The sequence below is a fragment of the Amazonocrinis nigriterrae CENA67 genome (assembly GCF_016056305.1).
GTDB lineage: Bacteria > Cyanobacteriota > Cyanobacteriia > Cyanobacteriales > Nostocaceae > Amazonocrinis > Amazonocrinis nigriterrae.
The window spans coordinates 1-22,981 of sequence record NZ_JAECZC010000110.1 but is presented as its reverse complement, the minus strand read 5'-3'; the positions used below and the strand labels follow the sequence as shown (position 1 = coordinate 22,981).

Annotated in this window: 18 protein-coding genes; 11 read left to right on the top strand and 7 right to left on the bottom strand. The window is 40.6% G+C overall.

Annotation, left to right across the window (positions count from 1 at the left end):
* The first annotated feature begins 27 nt into the window (after window positions 1-27).
* Entirely contained in the window at window positions 28-1,317 is a 1,290-nt protein-coding gene (locus tag I8748_RS33595) for a D-arabinono-1,4-lactone oxidase (protein WP_198128807.1), read from the top strand.
* Between the two features lie 322 nt (window positions 1,318-1,639).
* Window positions 1,640-3,208, top strand: a complete 1,569-nt coding sequence (locus tag I8748_RS33590) for a B12-binding domain-containing radical SAM protein (RefSeq protein ID WP_198128806.1) — start codon at window positions 1,640-1,642, stop codon at window positions 3,206-3,208.
* A gap of 89 nt (window positions 3,209-3,297) precedes the next feature.
* Here I8748_RS33590 and I8748_RS33585 read toward each other — a convergent pair whose 3' ends face one another.
* On the bottom strand, window positions 3,298-4,482 hold the full coding sequence (locus I8748_RS33585; RefSeq protein ID WP_198128814.1) for an HhoA/HhoB/HtrA family serine endopeptidase: 1,185 nt from the start codon (window positions 4,480-4,482) through the stop codon (window positions 3,298-3,300).
* 353 nt (window positions 4,483-4,835) lie between these two features.
* Between I8748_RS33585 and dnaA the strand changes: the two genes are divergently transcribed.
* Complete coding sequence (gene dnaA, locus I8748_RS33580; protein ID WP_198128805.1) at window positions 4,836-6,224, top strand: chromosomal replication initiator protein DnaA; 1,389 nt, start codon at window positions 4,836-4,838, stop codon at window positions 6,222-6,224.
* 561 nt (window positions 6,225-6,785) lie between these two features.
* On the opposite strand, the gene I8748_RS33575 is transcribed toward dnaA, so the two are convergent.
* The gene (locus I8748_RS33575; RefSeq protein WP_198128804.1) at window positions 6,786-7,175 is read right to left on the bottom strand and encodes a VanZ family protein; all 390 of its coding nucleotides are present in this window, start codon (window positions 7,173-7,175) and stop codon (window positions 6,786-6,788) included.
* A gap of 149 nt (window positions 7,176-7,324) precedes the next feature.
* Window positions 7,325-7,585: a hypothetical protein gene (locus I8748_RS33570; protein ID WP_096555472.1), complete on the bottom strand. Its 261-nt coding sequence runs from the start codon at window positions 7,583-7,585 to the stop codon at window positions 7,325-7,327.
* A gap of 480 nt (window positions 7,586-8,065) precedes the next feature.
* Between I8748_RS33570 and I8748_RS33565 the strand changes: the two genes are divergently transcribed.
* The 3 genes from I8748_RS33565 (at window position 8,066) to I8748_RS33555 (ending at window position 9,598) form a co-directional block, all read left to right on the top strand.
* Window positions 8,066-8,440, top strand: a complete 375-nt coding sequence (locus tag I8748_RS33565; RefSeq protein WP_096555470.1) for a DUF4870 domain-containing protein — start codon at window positions 8,066-8,068, stop codon at window positions 8,438-8,440.
* 530 nt (window positions 8,441-8,970) lie between these two features.
* Window positions 8,971-9,213 carry a DUF433 domain-containing protein gene (locus tag I8748_RS33560; RefSeq protein WP_198128803.1) on the top strand — a complete coding sequence of 81 codons (243 nt, stop codon included), beginning with the start codon at window positions 8,971-8,973 and terminating at the stop codon, window positions 9,211-9,213.
* Between the two features lies 1 nt (window position 9,214).
* A complete protein-coding gene (locus tag I8748_RS33555) occupies window positions 9,215-9,598 on the top strand; it encodes a DUF5615 family PIN-like protein (protein WP_198128802.1) in 384 nt (127 codons plus the stop codon).
* A gap of 114 nt (window positions 9,599-9,712) precedes the next feature.
* On the opposite strand, the gene I8748_RS33550 is transcribed toward I8748_RS33555, so the two are convergent.
* Both I8748_RS33550 and alaS read right to left on the bottom strand, forming a co-directional pair.
* Window positions 9,713-11,260 carry an ATP-dependent nuclease gene (locus I8748_RS33550; RefSeq protein WP_198128801.1) on the bottom strand — a complete coding sequence of 516 codons (1,548 nt, stop codon included), beginning with the start codon at window positions 11,258-11,260 and terminating at the stop codon, window positions 9,713-9,715.
* 182 nt (window positions 11,261-11,442) lie between these two features.
* The gene (alaS, locus tag I8748_RS33545; protein WP_198128800.1) at window positions 11,443-14,085 is read right to left on the bottom strand and encodes an alanine--tRNA ligase; all 2,643 of its coding nucleotides are present in this window, start codon (window positions 14,083-14,085) and stop codon (window positions 11,443-11,445) included.
* 359 nt (window positions 14,086-14,444) lie between these two features.
* Between alaS and I8748_RS33540 the strand changes: the two genes are divergently transcribed.
* Together I8748_RS33540 and I8748_RS33535 are read left to right on the top strand one after the other, a co-directional pair.
* Window positions 14,445-14,645 carry a heavy-metal-associated domain-containing protein gene (locus I8748_RS33540; protein ID WP_198128799.1) on the top strand — a complete coding sequence of 67 codons (201 nt, stop codon included), beginning with the start codon at window positions 14,445-14,447 and terminating at the stop codon, window positions 14,643-14,645.
* A gap of 768 nt (window positions 14,646-15,413) precedes the next feature.
* Window positions 15,414-16,439 carry a GGDEF domain-containing protein gene (locus I8748_RS33535; protein ID WP_198128798.1) on the top strand — a complete coding sequence of 342 codons (1,026 nt, stop codon included), beginning with the start codon at window positions 15,414-15,416 and terminating at the stop codon, window positions 16,437-16,439.
* A 240-nt stretch (window positions 16,440-16,679) separates the two neighbouring features.
* Here the strand turns inward: I8748_RS33535 and I8748_RS33530 are convergent, their stop codons facing one another.
* Complete coding sequence (locus tag I8748_RS33530) at window positions 16,680-17,351, bottom strand: M41 family metallopeptidase (protein ID WP_198128797.1); 672 nt, start codon at window positions 17,349-17,351, stop codon at window positions 16,680-16,682.
* A 188-nt stretch (window positions 17,352-17,539) separates the two neighbouring features.
* On the opposite strand from I8748_RS33530, the gene I8748_RS33525 reads away from it, so the two are divergent.
* Both I8748_RS33525 and I8748_RS33520 read left to right on the top strand, forming a co-directional pair.
* Window positions 17,540-18,670, top strand: a complete 1,131-nt coding sequence (locus tag I8748_RS33525; protein ID WP_198128796.1) for an FAD-dependent monooxygenase — start codon at window positions 17,540-17,542, stop codon at window positions 18,668-18,670.
* 811 nt (window positions 18,671-19,481) lie between these two features.
* Complete coding sequence (locus I8748_RS33520; protein WP_198128795.1) at window positions 19,482-20,030, top strand: group I truncated hemoglobin; 549 nt, start codon at window positions 19,482-19,484, stop codon at window positions 20,028-20,030.
* A 133-nt stretch (window positions 20,031-20,163) separates the two neighbouring features.
* Here I8748_RS33520 and shc read toward each other — a convergent pair whose 3' ends face one another.
* Window positions 20,164-22,080: a squalene--hopene cyclase gene (gene shc / locus I8748_RS33515; protein ID WP_198128794.1), complete on the bottom strand. Its 1,917-nt coding sequence runs from the start codon at window positions 22,078-22,080 to the stop codon at window positions 20,164-20,166.
* Between the two features lie 111 nt (window positions 22,081-22,191).
* On the opposite strand from shc, the gene I8748_RS33510 reads away from it, so the two are divergent.
* Window positions 22,192-22,981, top strand: a 790-nt coding sequence (locus I8748_RS33510) for a glycosyltransferase (RefSeq protein ID WP_198128793.1), incomplete at its 3' end; no start/stop codon positions are given.

Below are 22,981 nucleotides of genomic sequence, written 5' to 3'. Positions count from 1 at the left end.
ACTACACGCAGTTCATGGGGGCTACTTATGAGCAAAACCTGGAAAAACTGGGCGGAATTAGTGAAGTGCCAACCGCAGCAATTCTTACAGCCAACCAGTATCAAAGAACTTGCTGAGATTGTCCACTCCCATGTAGCATCTGGGCGTTCACTGCGTGTAGTTGGTAGTGGACACTCGTTTACTCCTGTGGCGGCTACCAACAGTACGATGATATCTCTTGAGCAGCTACAAGGTGTGGAACTTGTTGAAGGTGAAACAGCCAGCATACTAGCCCCCACTAAAATATATACCTTGGGTAAATTATTGGCAGACTACGGTTTAGGACTAGAAAACCAGGGTGATATAGATTCTCAATCATTAGCAGGTGCGATCGCTACAGGTACCCACGGCACAGGCACAAAGTTAGGTATTATGTCAACCCAAGCTGTCGGTTTCACACTAGTTACAGCCGACGGCAACATTTTAGAATGTTCTGCAAATCACAACCCGGAGATTTTTAAAGCCGCGCAAGTATCACTTGGTTCTTTGGGTATCCTTGCCAAAATTCGCATGAAGCTAAAGCCTACCTATCGCCTGCGTGAAGTTAGGCGTAGCACCAATTTAACAACTTGTTTAAATGAACTTGAGTCAAAAGCAAACCAACACAGACACTACGAATTTTGGTGGTTTCCCCATACAGAACAAGTATTAATCAAAACGCAAGATTTAACAGATGCAGCGATTAAATCCTCCCGCATTGAACACATATTAAATGATGTAATTTTAGAAAACGGTGTTTTTTGGGTATTGTGCGAAATTTGCCGCTTCTTACCATCCATGTGTAAAGCCGTCAGCAAATTATCAGCAGAATTAGTTTCCCAAGGAGAAACCACAAACTACAGTTATCAGATTTTCCCTACACCTCGTTTAGTACGATTTTATGAAATGGAGTACGCAGTTCCAAAAGAACAAGGGCCAGACTGTCTGCGAGAAATTAAAGAATTTGTCACCCGCAAAAACATCGCCGTACACTTCCCAGTCGAGTACCGTTGCGTCAAAGGGGATGACATATATTTAAGTCCCGCCTATCAGCGTGACAGCGCCTTTATCGCCGTTCACATGTACAAAGGAATGCCCTACAAAACCTACTTTGAGGGAGTAGAAGCGATTTTTAGGAACCATCAAGGCAGACCACATTGGGGCAAACTCCATACCCGCACAGCCAAAGAACTACGTCAACTGTATCCCATGTGGGATGAGTTTCATTCCATCCGGCGGAAATTAGATCCTACAGGGGTGTTCATGAACGATTATTTAAAGCAGATATTTGAAGATTAATAACTAACCCTGTGCAATTAATCTTTAGCTCTTAACTCTGTGTTCTCTGTGCCTCTGTGGTTAAATAAATTAACGTGAGCTCGATGAACCTCTCCCTCCCGGCCTCCCTCTCCTAAAAGGCGAGGGAGGAGAAACGAAAAAATAACGGTTTTACTCCCCTCTCCTTGTAGGAGAGGGGTCGGGGGAGAGGTCAAAACAGCGCTTGTCGAACTCACGTTAAATTACTTTTAAACCGCTAAGACGCAAAGTACGCAGAGAGAAATAACAGTTATTAATGCCTAACTATTAAATTTTCTCTCATCTTTAATCAGGCCTGAATTAAATGCGAGCTTTACTGATTTATCCCGAATTTCCCAAAACATTTTGGTCATACGAAAAAACTTTAGAATTATTTAATCGCAAAGTCTTACAACCACCCTTGGGCTTAGTCACCGTAGCGGCTATCTTACCTCAAGAGTGGGAATTCAAACTTGTAGATAGAAACATTCGCTCTGTCACAGAAGCAGAATGGCAATGGGCTGAGGTAGTGATTATCTCAGCCATGATTGTGCAAAAGCAAGATTTCCTCGACCAAATTCAAGCAGCCAAGCAGCGCGGCAAATTGGTAGCTGTGGGCGGCCCTTATCCCACATCTTTACCAGAAGAAGTGAAAGCTGCGGGTGCGGACTTCATGATTTTAGATGAAGGGGAAATCACCTTGCCCATGTTTATAGAAGCGATAGAAAAAGGCGATCGCGCTGGCATTTTCCGGGCTGACGGCGAAAAGCCCGATGTCACCATCACCCCCATTCCTCGGTTCGACCTACTAGAAATGGACGCTTACGGCTCAATGTCTATCCAATTTTCGCGTGGGTGTCCCTTTCAGTGCGAATTTTGTGATATTATCGTCCTCTATGGTCGCAAACCCCGTACCAAAAACCCAGCCCAACTACTAGCAGAATTAGATTGTCTCTACAATTTAGGCTGGCGTGGCGGTATTTTCATGGTAGACGACAACTTTATTGGCAATAAGCGCAACGTCAAACTATTACTAAAAGAGCTAAAAGTTTGGCAAGCAGAACATCAATATCCCTTTAACTTCGCCACCGAAGCTTCTATTGACTTGGCGCAAGACCCCGAATTATTAGAAATGATGGTTGAGTGCAACTTTAATTCCGTATTTATGGGAATTGAGACACCAGACGAAGACAGTCTGCATCTCACCAAGAAATTCCAAAATATGCGAAATCCTTTGGTAGAGGCTGTAGACACGATAACGCGGGCGGGGTTGTGTCCGATGGCTGGGTTTATTGTCGGCTTTGACGGCGAAAAATCCGGGGCTGGTGCGCGAATTATCGAGTTTGTCAAACAAACAGCGATCCCCGAAGCCTTTTTCACCATGTTGCAAGCCTTACCCAACACCGCCCTTTGGCATCGGTTAGAAAAAGAAGGGCGGTTAGTTAGTAAAGATGGCAACATCAACCAAACCACTGTAGTGAATTTTATTCCCACTCGACCCATAGAAGAAATCGTCAGGGAATATATTGAGGCCTTTTGGGAATTGTACGATCCAGAATGTTATTTGGAACGTAGCTATCGCTGTTTTTTAAAGATGGGTGCGCCTAAATTCAAAGTACCCTTTAAAATGCCTAGTTGGATAGAATTACGAGCCTTATTAATAGTTATGTGGCGACAAGGTTTCAAACGTAAAACCCGCTGGAAATTCTGGCATCACTTATTTAGTATTATCAAAAACAACCCAGCCGTTTGGGAACACTACATGAGGATGTGTGCTTACAGCGAGCATTTTATCGAATATCGGCAAATTGTTCGCAACCAAATAGAAGCACAACTAGCTGAATATTTAGCTCAAAAAGCAGCAACTCAAGTAAGTGTAATATCTGCGAAATAATAGGGACTGGGGACTGGGGACTGGGGACTGGAGAATAGGTAAAGAATTTAACTTTTACCCCCCTGCACCCCTACACCCCTGCTTTTCCATCAGCTTTCTCGCCGAACTGGCAAAGGTGCGGGACTGACTGCTAATTCTGCTGTTTGCCCGTTGCGTTCTACTTGTATTTGTAAGGGACTGCCGATTTTACTGTTTTCTACAAGCTTTTGTACTTCTTCAATTTTAGTTACAGATTGATTATTAATGCGTTGAATAACATCACCGGCTCGTAGTCCAGCAATATCTGCTGGAGAGCGAGGGATGACATTAACCAACAATACGCCTTTATCTGTGATTAAATTGATGCGTTCGCTTGCTCTATCGTTAATTCTTTGTTTAATTTCTGGGGTCAGTGTCACCATCTGAATACCCAAATAAGGATGATCAACTCTGCCTTTAGCAATTAATTCCTGGGCAATTCTTTGGACAGTATTGATGGGAATAGCAAATCCCAAACCTTGAGCGCCTCGGATAATGGCTGTGTTCATCCCAATTACTTGACCACGCGCATTCAGCAATGGGCCACCGGAGTTACCAGGGTTAATCGCTGCATCGGTTTGTAGATAGTCAACGCGCTTATCACTAGCACCGATGTCATTACTAGAGCGACCTGTAGCACTAATAATTCCAGAGGTAACGGTATTATTTAAACCTAGAGGATTGCCAATGGCGATTACCGCTTCTCCTGGTTGTAAGGTTTCGGAGTCGCCTACAGACAAGGTTGGCAGGTTATGGGCATCAATTTTGATTAAAGCTACATCCGTTATCGGGTCTTCGCCCAGCACTTTGCCATCAAAAGTCCTGCCATTCTTCAGGGTTACAGTTACAGTATCAGCACCGTCCACCACATGGGAATTAGTCAAAATTTGACCTGAAGAACTAATAATAAATCCAGAACCACTACCCCGCTCAACCCGCTGTCTTGGTTGTGATGGTGGTACATCCCCAAAAAATCGGCGTAAGAATGGATCGCCAAATTCGTCTGCTGATGGGGTAACTGTTCTAGAAGAATCGATGCGAACTACTGCATCTCCCACCTGTTGTACGACTTTGACCACAAAGTTAGGGTCACCTGACGATGAGATAATTGGTGGAGGAACAATTGCTGGACTGTTGTTAGTTGGCTTTTGACCGGAAACTTGAGACTGAGGTTTATTTGTTTGAGCTTCAAAGGTGTTTGCAGGTAGAAAAGAGCAGCTTTGTAGGGATACCATTGCGATCGCACCTAGTAGCATCAACAGCGTAGCTTTGGGACTGGGTACTGGGTATTGGGTACTGGGTATTGGGTACTGGGTATTGGGTACTGGTAAAGAGATAAAAATATGGTTAGAAATTTTTCCTAATCCCCAATCCCTAGTCCCTAATCCCCAGTCCCTTTTACTATCTTCGATTTGCAAGTCATGCTCTTTGGTCTTCATGTGTCTTTGCTTCTCCGTGCTGGTCAGTGGATGCTAGGATATTGCCTACCGGGTATGCCCCAGAATCATTACAACTCGAAAGCTTGTCCCAGGTCTAGGGCTTGCTGAATGCTAAATTGGTGCTTGCTCATATCTTCTATTGTGACGATTAGCAGCAAAGGTGGTAAATAATGGAAATTCCCATTGACACTCTCTGGAGTCAGGTGCTAGAGCGCTTACAACTAAAACTATCTCGTCCCACCTTTGAAACTTGGATTAAAACTGCTAGTGCAGAGCGGTTAGAAAATAATTGCTTGGTCATAATTACTCCTAATCCTTTTGCTCGCAATTGGTTACAGAAATATTACATCAACACCATTGCGAATGTAGTACAAGATATTCTGGGGCATCCCATAGAAATTTATATTACCGTTGCTCAAGGTGATGCAGTTGCTCATCTGGGTGAAGCAGAAGTTTCTTGGGAATTACCAAACCAAAGTGTCGTCTCTGAAAATGTTGATAAAAAAGGACAAACAACTACTGAATTAAACTCTAAATATATATTTTCTCGCTTTGTAGTAGGAGCCAACAATCGCATGGCTCATGCAGCATCTTTGGCTGTTGCTGAATCTCCAGGCAAGGAGTTTAATCCATTATTTTTATGTGGTGGTGTAGGCTTGGGAAAAACCCATCTCATGCAAGCCATTGGTCATTATCGCTGGGAAATTGATAGAGATTCCAAAATATTTTACGTGTCTACAGAACAGTTTACTAATGATTTAATTACAGCAATTCGTAATGATAGTATGCAAAGTTTCCGCGAGCATTACCGTGCTGCTGATGTTTTGCTAGTAGATGATATTCAGTTTATTGAGGGTAAAGAATATACCCAAGAAGAATTTTTTCATACTTTTAATAGTTTACATGAAGCCGGTAAGCAAGTTGTAATTGCTTCTGACCGTCCTCCTAACCAAATCCCTCGACTGCAAGAACGTTTGTGTTCGCGTTTTTCTATGGGTTTGATTGCTGATATTCAAACTCCAGATTTAGAAACTCGGATGGCAATTTTACAGAAAAAAGCTGAGTACGACAATATTCGCCTTCCCCGTGATGTGATTGAATATATTGCTTCTCACTTTACTTCTAATATTCGAGAATTAGAAGGAGCTTTAATTAGAGCGGTAGCCTATATTTCTATTTGGGGTTTACCTATGACTGTTGAAAATATCGCACCAGTTTTAGAGACACCAAGTGAGAAAGTTGAAGCTACGTCAGAGGCAATTTTAACAGTGGTTGCTGATGCTTTTAATGTCTCAATTGAAGACCTCAAAAGCAATTCACGCCGACGGGAGATTAGCTGGGCCCGTCAAATAGGTATGTATTTAATGCGTCAACACACTGATCTAAGTTTGCCGAGAATTGGTGAAGAGTTTGGTGGTAAGGATCATACAACGGTGATCTATAGCCATGATAAAATAGCTCAACTCCGGGAGAGCGATCGCACTTTAGCACAAACTCTACGTCAACTGAGCGATCGCATCAACATGACCACCCGTTCCCAAAAATCATCGGGTAAATAATTTCTGGTTTTTAACAACCTGCAATAAGATGTTTACTAAACAGCTAACTGGGGTGTATTAAGCAAAGTATAAAAACTGATTAAATCTTAATTCTTCTGTGGAAAAAATGATAATTTTCTGTGGAAAACTTCATTAAGTATAATTACCTTGTGGAAAAAATACGGGGTTTTTCCACAAGTTTTCCACAGATATCACAAAGTGCTGAGTGCTGAGTAAGGTACTTCCAGAAAACAAATTATTCCGGTTGGAGTTGCTGACTGATGAACGCCAGTTTGCTCAAATCGGGAAACCCGCCCATGCAACTGGCTCCTGATGACTGATGACTGTGAACAATGGAATATTTTTTTACTTGAAATTCCCTAAAAACCAAGTTGTTTCAGGGTTTTAAGCAATCAGCACTGTCCTCAAGTATGCTTCCACTGCTATACCAACTATAGCAACTATCTTTGTAACAGACTTTTAATAAGTTTTCCACAATTTCCACAATTTATATGAAAAAGGGAATTGGGAATTGGGAATTGGGAATGGGAAAAAGAAGTTATTCTCCCTCATCTCCCTCATCTACTCCTGCTTCCCTACTCCCCTTGGTCTTTGTCTTTCTGCTAACCACGTAAATAAAACAATACCGCCAAGGTCTGCGGCTAAGTCAACTAAATCAAAGCTGCGGTAGGGTACAAAGAATTGAATCATTTCATCAACTAGGCAGAAAAATATCACAATCAATGGTGCTAGAGGCAGATAAATGTTTAAGAGTTGAATTTTACGTTTGTGTAAAGCGAGATGACTCAAGTAAGCAGCAATTCCTAGTAAGAGAAAATGCAAAATCGTATCGTAATACGGAAATTTTGATATTTCAGTTGGGATGATTTTTAAGTAAGCTGACACAGAGATAGACATTAAAATGCCAAAGTAAACCCAAAATGCAAACACCCAACGCCGATTAGATTTCATTTTGATAATTTTAAAAGTTATTTATTATGATTACAACGTAAATAAAAAGCGTTCCGCAATTGGGAACGCTTTTTTTAGTAAAATCTTTTGAAGTAAATGTGAATTTCAGTTAAAGTTATTGTAAGTGAAATGTTGGTTTTCTTGAAAAATCAAGCATGGAGGTTAGCTTGTTCTTGCAACCACGGATCTACAGGTTGTCCATCTTTGCGACGTAATTCAATTTCTACTACCATCACTTCTTTTGAACCTGGAGGAGCAGGTTTTTGATGGAAAATAATGTCATAATCCAATGGATTGTGTTTGCGTTCTTTCAACCATTCCTGCACTTTGGTTGTAGCAAAGAATGATTGCCCTTGTTCAAACATTCGGGTAATCTGCATTTGCAATGTATAGGGATTTATTCGACCCATTTTTTACCACCTTTTTCAATTAATTGTTAGGCATAGCTAATGCCTACTTTACAGGATATTTTACGAGCGTAATACTAATTTGTAATTCGTAATTAACACCTAGTTCACAAAGCTTGGTACAGGCTGTATACAATACTCGACCCTCTTCATCAAAGTTGATTTATAAAATAAATCTTAAATATTAAATTTTGTGTAGTAAGGGCGTACAGTTGTACGCCCCTACATATGGTTCTTGTGTTGCAAATACTGTGGAAATGGTATTAGAGATGTGTCTAAGTGTATTACATAACTGCTGATATAAACTTTTGTTCTCAAATCAGGGTTCGGTAAACCTCATAACTTATGTTTCAGAAATCGCAGCAAAACTTAATCTATCTAAAGGATAGCCTCAAAATTTCCTGAGTACGGTAAACTCTAATACTAAGCCTTTTAATAGACCGTTAAAATTAAAACTGTAGAGCGAATTGAGGAGCCGCCAGGATGCAAGTTTCATTCGATTCTGATAAGCGTAAGTTGCTGTCATCTCTGTGTCATGGGGCGATTTTCTTTAGTACAGCATTATTTTCCATTGGTGTTCCTATTGTAATTAACTTACTTTCTGACGACCCAGTTGTTAAAAGTAATGCGAAAGAATCGATTAATTTTCACTTTAATGTTTGGTTTTGGGCTACTGTAATTGGAGTTCCAATTGCGATTCTATCTTGGATAACTTTTGGCATTGGCGGAATTTTGTTCTTCCCCGTTATTGCTTTGGGCTTTGCACTGCATTGGGGACTGACAATTTGGGCAATTTTGCACTGTCTCGGTAAGCCTGATGAACCTTTCCGTTATCCGTTTATTTTTCGAGTTTTCTAATTAAGTTAAGCTAATATAATTTTTGTTTTTAAAAAGGGATTGAGTCTATCATCCCTTTTTTATTTATTATGATTTATCAAGCGATCGCTCTTTGCAGTACAGGGTTTAAATTCTAAGAGGATGTTTGAAAAGTCATGATTGATGTATCAAATATGTTTTTACCCCACCCTAGCCCTCCCCTTTACAAGGCTACGGTGTACACACAAGTCTTGAAATCCTACCCAAAACTTGGTTTCATTGCCCTATTCCTAAAATTAAGGGGATAAATGAAGTTTCCAGTTGCCCAAAATTTGGGCATTTATAGGGGCTAAAAGAGTTGAAACCTTTGCTGGCTATACTTGTGTGTACACGGTAGCCTTTACAAGGGGAGGGAACCGGATTTTTCTTATTTCCCCCCAATACATCGGGGGGACTAAGGGGGGTAACAACGCAATAAAAATCACAGCCAATCACTTTTCAAACAACCTCTAAGATAGATTATATATAGTTGTCTTATTTTAACTTTAGGCTGTTAATGCACTTAGATATCTATGTCTCCAAAAATTCAAAGACATTTTATTCAAAAAACACCTGGAGTTTGTGGAGGAAATGCACGCATCCGCGATACTCGCATTCCTGTTTGGACTCTAGTTTCTTTTCGTCAGCAAGGCGCTTCTGAAGAAGAATTACTAAGAAATTATCCGGTGTTAACACCTGAAGATTTAAAAATAGCTTGGTCATATTATGAGGAACATGCACAGGAAATTGATCGAGTTATAGCTGACGATACATAATATGACCAAGTTCTATACTAATGAAAATTTTCCTCTAGATTTAGTTCAAGAGTTACGTCAGCTTGGTTATGATGTGCTGACATCCTATGAGGCTGGACAAGCAAATCAGTCAATTAGTGATGCAGAAGTATTAAACTTTGCTCATGAACAGGAACGAGTTGTCATTACTCTAAATCGAGAAGATTTTATTAGTCTTCATAAACAAGGTCAAAAGCATAGTGGAATTATAATTTGTAAGGAAGACCGAGATTATAAAAGACAGAGTGAGATAATTTACGAGTTCCTCATTCAGAATACCCAGCCTTTAACAGGCAAATTGATTAGAATTAAAAAACAAAATCAAAAAGGCTATTCAATACAGGTGTTTGTTGTTCAAGAATATTAAATATGAATCGTATTTTGTGTTAGTGCGATCGCAGCTTACACTAATTTAGCTTAAGAGACACCATGACCCCATAATAGCTGAGTTAAACTTGGGTTTTAATTTATTCATTCCAACTCATGAACCTATACTTAAGGAATATTGAATCTGTTTAAGAACCTGGATTACATCTAAAGCAGATTTTTCAAACTCAACTTTTGCTTCTTGAGGTTTTTCTTCAATCCATTTCATTACTTCTTCAAAAAACTCTTTTTTCTTTTGCTGTCGATGTTTACCGCTTGGCATTTGTAATATAGTGTTTACTTTAGGTTGAAATTCTGTTGGATAATATCGTTCAAAATCATGTTCAGTAAATTGAATAAAATTATCTGTTTTCCAGCCACTCTTAGTATATTTATTTTTCAACTTTTCAATAATTTTTGCCTCTTCTTCTCCTCCATCTACAACTACCCAAGCTTTATTTTTATAAATAGGTTGTAGATGTAAAAATACAAATAGATTATCAAAATCTCTAAACTTAGTTTCAACTTCACTAAGTGAATTAGCTGAGTATGTACGTAGTCTACCTTTCAATTCAGGCACAAACCAAGGGATGAGATAATCTCGAATTATTCTCTCTGCTGAAGATTCTTCAAGAATTAACCAAGCTGACCATAAATCAAAATCAAAAAAATCATATCCTAGTTCTTCAAGAACACGATACCTAGCTTCTGGAGTATTATCTATCTCTTCTATTTGTGATGTAGGTAGCCGATTTTGAAATTCCATTGTAACTCTAAATAGTTTAGTATCAGATTGCGCTCCTAAATATTTAGTAACAATATTTGAGTGGGTGCTGATAACAAATTGATTATTTTGAGATTTTTTTGCAATGAGTGCTAAAAGGTTTTTTAGTGCTTTTGGGTGTACATCATTTTCTGGTTCTTCAATTACAAATAATTGATTTTCTGCCAGACATAGATCAACAATCAATCCTAATAAATTGGCAATACCTTCTCCCATTACATCTAATGGGATATTGTCATGATTGCTTACTATATAAGCAGCTTGCTTGCCAGATGATGAAGGTGTTGCTGTTATTTGAAAACCTAATATATCTTGACATGCTTTAACATACTGTTCATTGGCTGGTAATTGTGGATTTAATATACGGTCAATCTTGGCATAAAGGTTTGAGAGATTACCTGTTACAGATGAAGCTGATTGTAAGTTAATTGTTTCATCAAAAGAAACAACTTTTCTTTTTGATAGATATGGATATATGAAGTTATAAGGTTCTCGATTTGAAATATCATAACCAAGACTACTTAGACTACCATTAGTTTTTGTATTAGAACTATTACCATGAACTTCAATTAAATCAATTTTTAAACTGTTATTTTTTGATAAAGCAAAACGAAATGTTTTTTCTTTGAACTGAGGATTTATATTCAGAAATTTTTGATCAACTTCATTTAGTTTAAGTTCAATCAAACCATTTTCCTGAAACAAACGTAAATCTCTATTTTGTAAAGCAAAGCCCTGCTGAAGCCATAATATAGAGTGCAACAATGTTGATTTACCGGAATTATTGGGGCCTATTATTAAATTAATTCCTTTAGACAGTTGAATACTTGCATCAGGAAAGCTTCTCAAGTTGTTCAATTTGATTTCAGAAATCCACATAAAATTTGATTTGAGAGAATTAGGGAAATACTGTTTACCAAGTATAATTGATTTTTAGTGCAAATGTACTAATTATTAAAAATAAAATTATGGTAGGCTACAACTTACACGTAACCCACCATAATAATTTGTTAATAAATAATTTAAAGACAGGTATCTTGCCTGTCTACAAGAAAATACAATTAACCCAACGCGGACTTTAAATCACTCCGCGCTTGTTCCAACGCCTCTGGTAACTTACTTGCATCCCGTCCGCCGGCTTGGGCTAAGTTTGGTCTACCGCCGCCGCCACCGCCGCAAATTTTCGCAACAGCACCCACAAATTTACCTGCTTGCAATCCTTTTTTATTCACTTCTGGACTGAAAGCTGCAACGATGCTTACTTTTCCAGCTTCAGGAACTGAACCCAGTACCACCGCAGCGTTACCGATTTTTTGCAGCAAGCGTTCCGCAGCAGTTTTCAAAGATTCAGCATCAACATCATCCAATTGGGCAACCAAGATTTTATAATCGCCTACAGTTTCAACTGTTTGCAGCAAGCTGTCAGATTTAGCGATCGCTAACTGTGATTTCAAAGTCGCAAGTTGTTTTTCACTGTTTCTCAGTTCAGTTTGCAGAGTTGTGATTCTCTCTGGTAGTTCTTCGGGTTTGACTTTAAAGCGATCGCTCAAATCTTTAACTACTTTATCCCGCACGTTGAGATAATCCAACACCGCTGGCCCTGAAACAGCTTCAATTCGCCGCACCCCAGAAGCTACACCAGCTTCTGAGATAATTTTGAATACGCCTATCTCCGCAGTATTACTGACATGAGTACCGCCGCACAATTCCATCGACACGCCTGGGAAGTCAATCACCCGTACCTCTTCACCGTATTTTTCCCCAAACATGGCAACGGCACCCCTAGCTTTTGCCTCTGCTAAAGGTAACACTTCTACTTTTGCAGCATGTGCCTCGGCAACCCAAGTATTTATCTGTTCTTCAACTTGTTGAACTTCTTCTGCTGTCAAAGCACGGGGACAGTTAAAGTCAAAACGCAACCTGTCAAAGGAAACCAAGGAACCAGCTTGAGATATGCCTTCATCGACAATTTTCTTCAAAGCTGCTTGTAACAAGTGGGTTGCGGTATGGTTGGCTTGGAGACGACGGCGACAAGCGCGGTCAATTTGAGCAGTTACAGTATCTCCTACTCGGATTGTACCGCGTTCGATGCGTCCGAAGTGAACAAAAAAATCAGATTCTTTTTTCACGTCTTCGATGCGAACGACGATTCCATCACCGGAGATATAACCGCGATCGCCTATTTGTCCGCCAGATTCAGCATAAAATGGTGTTTGGTCAAGGACAATTTGCACTTGTGTCCCTGCTTCAGCTTCCTCAAAGGAAATACCATCTACTAATATGGCTTCGACTTTGGCTGTCGCCGCAGGTTGGGTATAACCTAAGAACTCGGTGGCGTGGATATGTTCTGCAAGCTTGTCGAGGGAACCTTGCACAGTTAAATCGATGGTTTCATGTGCTGCTTTGGCGCGTTCCACCTGCTTCTGCATTTCCACATCAAAACCAACTTCATCAACTGTGAGATTATTTTCCTCTGCAATTTCTTGGGTGAGTTCTAGGGGAAAACCGTAAGTGTCGTAAAGTGTAAAAGCACTTTCACCGCTAATAGAGGTTTTTCCTTGCTGTTTCACCTGCTGGATAATTTCTTCTAACAGTTTTTCGCCTCTATCCAAAGTTCTCAGGAAATTAGCTTCTTCCCGTTGCAACTCAGCTTTAATAGCAGCTTCCCGTTGCCGCACGTTGGGGTAAGCTGATTCTGATAGAGCCATCGCAGTTTCCGCAACTTGGGTAATAAATTCCCCAGAAATGCCTATTAATCGCCCATGACGCACTACACGCCGAATTAATCGCCGCAACACGTAACCCCGTCCGACGTTGGAGGCGCGAATTTCATCAGCTATCATGTGGACAACGGAACGCACATGATCACCAATCACTTTCAGAGAGACTTTAGTTTTCTCGTTGCTAGCGTGGTAGTCAATACCAGCAATTGCTGCTGCTGTTTGGATAATTGGAAAAATTAAATCAGTTTCGTAGTTATTCGGCACTTTTTGGAGAATTTGCGCTATTCTCTCCAAACCCATGCCGGTGTCGATGTTTTTATTTTGCAGCGGTGTTAAATTGCCTGACGCATCCCGGTTGTATTGCATGAAAACCAAGTTGTAAAACTCGATAAACCGAGAATCGTCTTCTAAATCGATGTTGTCGTCACCACGTTCCGGATGAAAGTCGTAATATATCTCCGAACAAGGGCCACAAGGGCCAGTGGGGCCAGATACCCAAAAGTTATCATCTGCACCCAAGCGCTTAATTCTCGCTTCTGGTACACCAATTTGATCACGCCAAATGTTAAAAGCTTCGTCATCATCTTCAAAGACGCTGACAACTAAGTTACTTGGCGACAAGCCAAACACTTTGGTGGAAATTTCCCAACCCCAAGCGATCGCTTGTTCTTTAAAATAATCACCAAAGCTGAAGTTACCCAACATCTCAAAAAAGGTGTGATGGCGTTTGGTGCGTCCGACATTTTCAATATCGTTGGTGCGGATGCATTTTTGCGATGTCGTAGCCCGTTTAAACTCCGGCGTGCGCTGTCCCAAGAATATCGGCTTAAATGGTAGCATCCCCGCGATCGTCAGCAGCACGGTTGGATCTTCTGGTACCAGGGAAGCACTGGGGAGAATTTGGTGTTCCCGTTGGGCGTAGAAGTTAAGGAATAAATTGCGAATTTCGTTACCGCTGAGGTACTGGGGATTAGAAGGCATGGGTGGACTAAAGTATAAAGTTATGTAAACGCCCTCCGAGTGGCTTCCCGTACTCCACAGGAAAACCCAGAGGGTAGGGTAATGTGAAGTTTCAAAGGTGAAGTCTGAAGCCGCTAGTTGTTTTCTCGTACTTCATCCTCTATCCAGTTGCTTCACGTTTCTGTAGTTTTATATATTTTTGCATTTTGTTTGGGATTGCTGCCAGTCAATTCTGCCTTTGGGCTATGATGGGCGGCTATTGTGTACTGCTATGTCTGTAATGCCACAGTTACCTTACTCTAGTCAGATGCGCGATCGCGATCAGAACTACTACTATTACCTCTGAAGTAGAAATTAAGGTTTACATAACGAGGCCAGTAATGTTACTCAAAGTGAAAGTTCCGAATATCGCCTGTGAAGCCTGTGGCGAAAAAATTACCGAATCTATTCATACTATGGAACCTGATGCTCAAGTAAATGTAGACGTGAAGTCTAAAATTGTCACTGTAGAATCTCAGGCTTCTGAGGAGTCTATTAAACAGGTAATTGTTGCTGCTGGTTACAACATAGAAGGCTATTAATTATATTTTGGCAATTTTCCCTCAAGTTTAGATAAACTAGCTCAGCCAACATCATTATTTCCGCATGTTTCACAGGCGGAAATAATCATAGATAAATTGATTTTTATTAAAAAGTTTTAAACAGTTGGTTTATTGACGTTTTCTGTATATTTACTAGTAGTTTTGACATCTCATTAAGAAAAACATGGCTAATTAAATATTTATGCTCAAGCTGCTGCTACTAGTTTACATAACTATCACTTAGCACTTGTCATAGTGTATAAAACTGCTAGCGAAGTAGCTGAAAGCATTAACTAACAAGGAAAAACACTAATTTCTTATTTGGTATATAACATTTTGAATATTCAAAAGACATCTCGGTTTATACGGAGAAAGAATAAATTTTATTTTTTTTTAAAGATTACATTTATATAAAAAGATTGCTATTTAAGGTGACGACGAATATAAACGGTTTATACTTAAAATGTTTGCAAATTAATCACACCTTGAAATCACAGTCGAATTTGACATTGAAAAATAATATTCAGTATTTATACTGTTTCAAAAGAAATCCTTAAAAGCAGAAATTAATTAACAGGGTATAAACTTTAATAGACTGTCTTAAAATTCAGGGATTAAGAGGAGATTAAAATTGAGAGGTGGTTGTGAATTTAACGCTAAGACTATCAAATATAGGGTAATAACCCTGTAAAACAAATACCGGATAGATTAAATATTCGGAATAAATGCCAGTAAGTTTTAGCTTGAAATAGGGCAGAAAGCACAGCAATGAATATTTCTATACTGGTCTTTGGAAGTGATAGCTTTCTCTCTACACTTCCCATTCAGATCAGTGACACAACCGCTTTTAATTTAGAAGTTATTGCCGATATAAATCAGGCAATATCACACATTCAAATTGCACCGCCCGATATCATACTTGTCCAAGGTAGTCTCAATGACAGTATGAAACTTTGCTCTTGGTTAAAAGAACAGACTCAGCTATCTTGGATATACTCTATATTCCTAGAGGATCGTCCCCAGAAACTTGCTACTAAAAGTAAACATGGCTGGGAGTGGGAATTGCAGATGACCGCCAGCGTACTCAATCAAGGCGCAGATGCTTACATTTGGCATATTCCTGAAGAAAAAACAGCCCAGGCTTTGGGGGATGTGACAGCGAATCATTGCTTGATACTAGCTCACTTGGCGGTGGGTTTACGTCAAGCAAAAAAATACCGTGATTTAATTCAAAAAAATGATTTATTGTCAGCGATCGCTTTGGCTGATTCGTTGACCGAACTTAATAATCGTCGTGCTTTAGAATGGGATTTACCCAGACAAATTCAAAAAGCCCGCACTCACGGAACTCCCTTGAGTTTAATTATTCTAGATGTAGACTATTTTAAGAAAGTTAATGATACCTATGGGCATTTAGTTGGCGATCGCCTCTTGCAATTGCTGTGCAATCGGGTACGCCACAACCTACGGTCTCAAGATACTGCTTTCCGCTATGGTGGCGAGGAATTCGTTGTGATTTTGGCTAACACCACTGGGGACGAAGCATTACTGGTTGCAGATCGTCTCAATCGCGTAGTTAGCGAGCAACCATTCGCTATCAACAGTAAACTAACTATTGATATTACCATTAGTTTAGGTGCTGCTAGTTTGCATCCTGATGATGATGATAAAGGGCTGAGTCTATTACATCGTGCCGATCAATGCTTGTATCATGCTAAAGCTGCTGGGCGTAACCAAGCTATTGGTTGGGACACGTTATCCCATTATTCGCATCTGCAAGCTGTTTCCTCATAGGAGTGCTGAGTTGTTAGTTGTTAGTTGTTAGTTGTCAGTTGTCAGTTGTCAGTTGTTAGTTGTTAGATATTATTACTTCCTAACTCCTCACTCCTAACTCCTAACTCCTCACTCCTAACTCCTAACTCCTAACTCCTAACTCCTAACTCCTAACTCCTCACTCCTAACTCCTAACTCCTCACTCCTAACTCCTAACTCCTAACTCCTAACTCCTAACTCCTAACTCCTAACTCCTCACTCCTAACTTTTAATGGCGCTTTGACAATCTGTCACTGAAGCGCGTTCTCGCATGGCTTGGACTAATGCTTGGTAACTAGACCAATTTTCTTCTAGTAGAGTCTTGGCTTGGAGAGCATGAAATCGCTGTTTTTGCTGATAAACTGACTCAGAAAAACCCAAAATTTGCAAAACTTTCGCCAGCTTGCTTTTATCGTCAGATCCACCTTCAGCATTCTCAAAAACTAAAGTTTCAGCAGCAATACCAGCCATCCAAAGGGTACAGTAGCGATCGAGCATTTGAGCGCCGATTTTACCGTTTTCTAGTTGCGATGCTAATTCAGCATCATCGAAGGTAACACCACCTTGTCCAGTTTGTCCTTGCTTCCAGGCTTCCCAGGCGCTGAGAGTGTAGCCTGTTACGGGAATACCCAAAAGATGAGCAACGAGGAAGTGTCCAGCTTCGTGGTGGATAATGCGATCGCGGTGTTCGGGCGAAAAACTAGCAATCCAGTCTAAAAAAATAGTACCTCCCTTACCTTGCAAGCTGAAACTATCTAAAGTCGCTATTCCCAAGATAGTGAAGGTCGCAAGCGCTGGTACTGTCGGGGACAAGTTGACTAATGGCCCCAGCAGCACCGATAAAGTCATGACAAATATAGATATGGCAACTAAATTTAATGCTGTCTGGCTCATTGTAAGTTTGTTAAATTTAGCTTAATATTTCTTTATTATGCAGCAAGATTCGCTCTCAAGAAAATAGTATTTAGGCGCACCACAGTGCTTCGAGGATTGAAGGAATTTATGAGTCAGTCATCAGAGCGCAATAAACCTGTTTGGTAAAATTAATCGACAAACTTGCTCAGTTGATAAAAATATCAACCATGAATAGAGTAATCATCATTGGTGGTGGGATTGGTGGTGCTGCTACTGCACTGGCTTTGAGTCGTGCTGGTTTTGAGCCTGTAGTTTATGAGCGTACCAAAGAATTACGAGAAGTTGGGGCTGGAATTGCGCTTTGGGCAAACGCGACACACATCTTAAAGAATTTAGGTTTATTGGAAGAAGCGAAGCAGGTAGGCTACCTCACCACCAATTATCAATTTAATTCGCAACACGGCAAAGAGTTGGTGAACGTCTCAATCGATAGATTTGAATTACCCGTTGTCGGGATTCATCGTGCGGCATTGCATCAGCTATTATGGCGCAATGTACCAGGTGATAAATTTAGGTTAGGAGAAACCTTTGAGCGATTAGAGCTACAGCATAATCAGGTTCATGCCTACTTTGCTTCCGGTTTGAGGGTTGAAGGGGATGCATTGATTGGTGCGGATGGATTGCGATCGCGGGTACGATCTGCCATTCTTGGCGATGAACCCCCTACCTACCGGAATTTTAAGACTTGGCGTGGTCTGACTGATTACGTTCCGAATAAATACCGTCCTGGTTATATTCAGGAATTCTTGGGGCCTGGCCAGGGTTTTGGCTTTATGATGCTGGGTAAGGGAAAAATGTATTGGTATGCAGCAATGACTGCACCCGAAGCACAACCGGATGCGGCGGTTGGTCGCAAAAAAGAGCTTGAGACAATTTATCAGGATTGGTTTCCCACTATTCCTGAACTTATTGCTGCAACCGATGAAGCTGACATTTTGACAACGGATCTCTACGATCGCCCTCCAACTCAGCCATGGAGTCAGCAAAATATTACGCTACTAGGCGATGCTGCCCATCCCATGCTACCAACAATGGGGCAAGGAGCATGTACCGCTTTGGAAGATGCATATGTGATTGCCAAATGTTTGCGAGAACAACCAAATCCGATCGCTGCTTTCCAGCAATATGAATCCCTGCGTTTTCCACGGACAAAGGCGATCGTTGAACAGTCTTTGCAATCTGCCAAGATGGGCGAATTCAAAAATCCTTTAGCTGTGCAGCTTCGCAACACCTTTATCAAACTAATGGCTTCAGCAATTAGTAGCAGTTTCACATCTCTTCATGCTTACCGAGCCTAGCCACTCATATCAATTCGTAATTCGTAATTCGTAATTCGTAATTAAGAAAGCTAGATTTAGTCTGGGTTTCTCGTTTAAACTTCTGCCAGATTTTAGAGAATTAGTATTACAAATAATACCTCTTAGTCTACTAACGGAACTTTTTTGAGTCAAATAAGCTAAAAAACATTCAATTTGCACAATTACTTATATTGGTTGTTTTTTGTCATTTGTCCAAAGTCATTTTTAAATACTTTTGTTAAATGACAAATGACTGTCTTTACGAGTGATGATGCAACTTGGATGCACATTAGCTTAGTAGGATATACCGCTCTATTTTTTTAAAATAATCAGTATTAATCAGTTATTTTTAATATCCATAAACACTTTTGTTTTGAAGATTTATTCAAAAAAGTAGGAAAAGTAGGAAAAGTGAGAAAAGTCATAAAGGTAGGTTATTTTATTTTTATATGAAAATATCTCTAATATCAGTGGTAATATGCTGATTAAATAATTGAATCAAGTATTTTAAAAGTAACTGCTCTTAAAATACTGACTAAAGCATATTGTTCAAATCAAAAATGCTGTTGGAGTGCAGTATGAAGTAGAAATTGTTATTAAGCTTGGTAATACAACAAACGAGAAAATCAAGATTTTTTCGGAAATTTGATATGGAATAAAGCCAAACTTGTAAAGTGTTTTCAACATTTTATATGCATTTTGGCGAGCAGAAATTTATTCACACTTCTTATGCTCATATTTTGAGCGTAGTTATGTTGTGTGAAGTAACAAAACTCAACCCAACATCGAACTTAACAGAGGATCTTTCACGATGAAAATACAAAATCTCTTGACCAAGTTTTTTTGGTTGACATTGGCTTGTATTACAGTCATAGTCGTAACTATTTTCAAATTAAGTCCTAGCTTGGCTCGTTCTACGGCTACACCGCCAGCACAACTATCGACAGCAGATGTAACCATAGCTTATTCTGGTTCACAAGGCTTAGTAGGAAACTCTCTTTATAAGAGGCTAGGAGGTTACAATGGCATAGCTGCTGTCATAGACGATGCTGCACAATACATATTTAATGACCCACAAATTGGTAAATACTTTATTGGCTTGAGTACCAACTCAAAACAGCGTCTGCGTGAGTTGCTGATAGCTCAATTTTGTGAAGCGGCAGGTGGCCCTTGTATTTATACAGGGCGGACAATGAAGCTTTCCCATAGTGGAATTGGTGGAGGTCTGACAAACAGTGAATTTAACGCTTTTGCTTATGATATAGGGCTAGCCCTTAAGGACAACAAGGTTAATCAAAAAGAGAGAGAGGAAGTGCTGGCATTTGTTGAAAGTCTCAGAGACCACATTGTCGAAAAGTAATAAACAAGTGATGACGGCAGGGCGTTTTTAAGTTTCTCTGCAATGTAGTAGTGCGCCACACAATAGCTGCTACGTAGAGGCACACAGATGTGCGCCTCTACTAATGATTTATAATTTCCAGCAGTAAAGAGAATTAAGCTTCTTTAATCACAGCTTGATAACGACCAAGAGCTAGTAAAGGAAAGTATTGCTGATACATATGATACTTGAGGTAAAAATGACAGGGGAAACCAGTACCTGTAAAATCTGCCTCAAACCAACTACCATCTGGCTTTTGCGTAGCCACAAGATAATTAATTCCTCGCTCAATCGCCTCATGAGCAAATTTGCCAGTTGCTTCACCCGCCGCCATCAGTCCAATTAAAGCCCAAGCAGTTTGAGATGCAGTACTATTTCCTTTTCCTTTGAGACTGGGATCGTCGTAACTACGGCAAGTCTCGCCCCAACCACCATCAGGTTTTTGACATCCGATTAACCAAGCTGCACCCCGTTCTATATTTAATTGATATTTTTGAGGAGCAATTAAAGCTAAAGCTGACAAAACGCCGCTAGTACCATAGATATAATTTACACCCCAACGACCAAACCAGCAGCCTTCACTTTCTTGCTCGTTAATCAGATAAGTAAGTGCCCGTTCTAAGTTCTTAGCGTCAATCGCTAAGTTACAAGCACCTAGCATTTCTAATACTCTGGCAGTGACATCTGCGGTGTTGGGGTCAATCATGGCTTTTAAGTCCCCATAGGGGATGGAGTTGAGCCAATCTTGATCGTTATCTAAATCAAAGGCAGCCCAACCACCTGGTTTACACTGCATTGATGCGATCCAATTCAGGGCGCGATCGCACGCAATCTGCTTTAATTTTTCATTGGGGAGTTTGGCTAAATGTAAAGCCATGACCACCACAGCCGAGTCATCCACATCTGGATAAAAGCGGTTATCAAACTCAAACGCCCAAGCCCCTGGTTTTCCAAGGGTGTTTTTGATATTCCAATCACCGTAGTCTAGAATTTGCTTTTGCAGCAGCCATTCACCAGCCTTGACCACAGCCGGATAATCTGGGGCAAAACCAGATTCTACTAAGGCACGTATCACCCAAGCTGTATCCCAGACTGGTGAAACACAAGGCTGGACTCGGTAGCTAGATTCTGTTTCAATAGCAAAGTTATCAATGGCTTGCAGACCTCTTTCCACAATGGGGTCGTTTGTGTCATAACCTAGACACCGCAAAGCTAACATTGAATTCAGCATGGCGGGAATAATGCCACCCCAGTCACCAGTGGCTTCTTGCCGTTCTAAAATCCATTTTTCTGCGGCTTTGATACCTTCTTCTCGAAAAGGAACCAAATTCCAGCTTTCTGCTAACTTAAACCCCTGATCAAGCGTCAGGAACAAATCTGTCCAATCGCCATTTCGGGGTAATTCATAACTGACTTGATCTACACCTTCAGCATATAGTTCATCCAAGGTGATAGCTGGGTCAGTAACAAAAACAGGTTTTTGGTCACATACAATTAATAGTGGTACAGTGCTAGAACGCGCCCAGCTAGACATTTCATAAATATTAACTGGGAAAGTCGGTGGTAAAAGCATTACCCAAGGTGGCAGTGAAGGAATACCGCGCCAGTCGTAGCAGCCAATCAAAGCCAGGTGTAATTTGGTAAAAATGCGAGTTTTGCTAATGCCACCCCGCTGGAGAATAAAAGATCGCGCCCGAATCATCGCCGGATCTGTTGCTGGTACACCTAACAACTTCAGCGCCATGTAAGCTTCAACCGACGTGCTAAGTTCTCCCCCATCTCCATAGAAAAGTTCCCAACCCCCATGCTGCCGTTGTTCTTGACGTAGGTAAGCTTCAACTTTGTGCAAGGGTCTTGTTTGGTCTGTCCCCCAGATTTTATGCAGGAGGACGACTTCCGCTGTAATGGTGGCATTGGATTCTAACTCTGCCCACCAATAACCTGCTGGATTTTGCATCGAAAGCAGATATTGTTGGCTAGATGCGATCGCCGCAGCGACTTTATTGACTTTTTCCCGCTCTTGTGTTTGCATCAACTGAAGAATGAAGGATGAAGTGTCAAGTATGAAAGAAACATACCACGGTTAGACGCTGCGGTTATTACGAGGTATAAAATATCAGGGTTTGAACTGTAATTTTTTGTCATGGGTGCAATTCTACTAAGTCTAACGCTTTTATCTTTGGTGATTTGGTTGGGATTATTGAGTTTACGGGGGCAGTTTTGGCGGTCAGACCAGCTCTTGGAGGTTGGCGAAAGTCAGCTAAAATCTTTACCAACAGTTTGTGCTATTATTCCAGCCCGTAACGAAGCCGACTTGTTACCTATTACTCTGCGATCGCTCTTACTCCAAGACTATCCTGGTACTTTACATGTCTTTTTAGTAGATGATCGCAGCACGGACGGTACAGCAGGTTGTGCTGAAGGTGTTGCCCACGCTATGGGTAAAGCCGAACAATTTCATCTTGTTTCTGGCGAATCATTACCCCCAGGCTGGTCGGGCAAACTCTGGGCTGTTGACCAAGGCATTCAAAAAGCTACAGCACTCACACCAGACTACTTTTTCTTGACTGATGCAGATATCGAACATGACCAAAACAATCTCCGACGACTAGTCGCTAAAGCTGAACAGGAAGATTTAGACTTAGTTTCTGTGATGGTACGACTTAGATGTGATAGCTTTTGGGAAAAATTATTGATTCCAGCTTTTATCTTTTTCTTCCAAAAACTTTATCCTTTTCGTTGGGTCAATGACCCCAACAAAAAAACAGCTGCTGCCGCCGGCGGTAGTATCTTAATTCGTAGAGAAGTATTAGAACGAATTGGTGGTATCCAAGCCATTCGCCAAGCTTTAATCGATGATTGTGCCCTAGCTTTGGCTGTTAAGGAGAGGGGCAGGGGAGCAGGGGAGCAGGGGAGCAGGGGAGCAAGGGAGC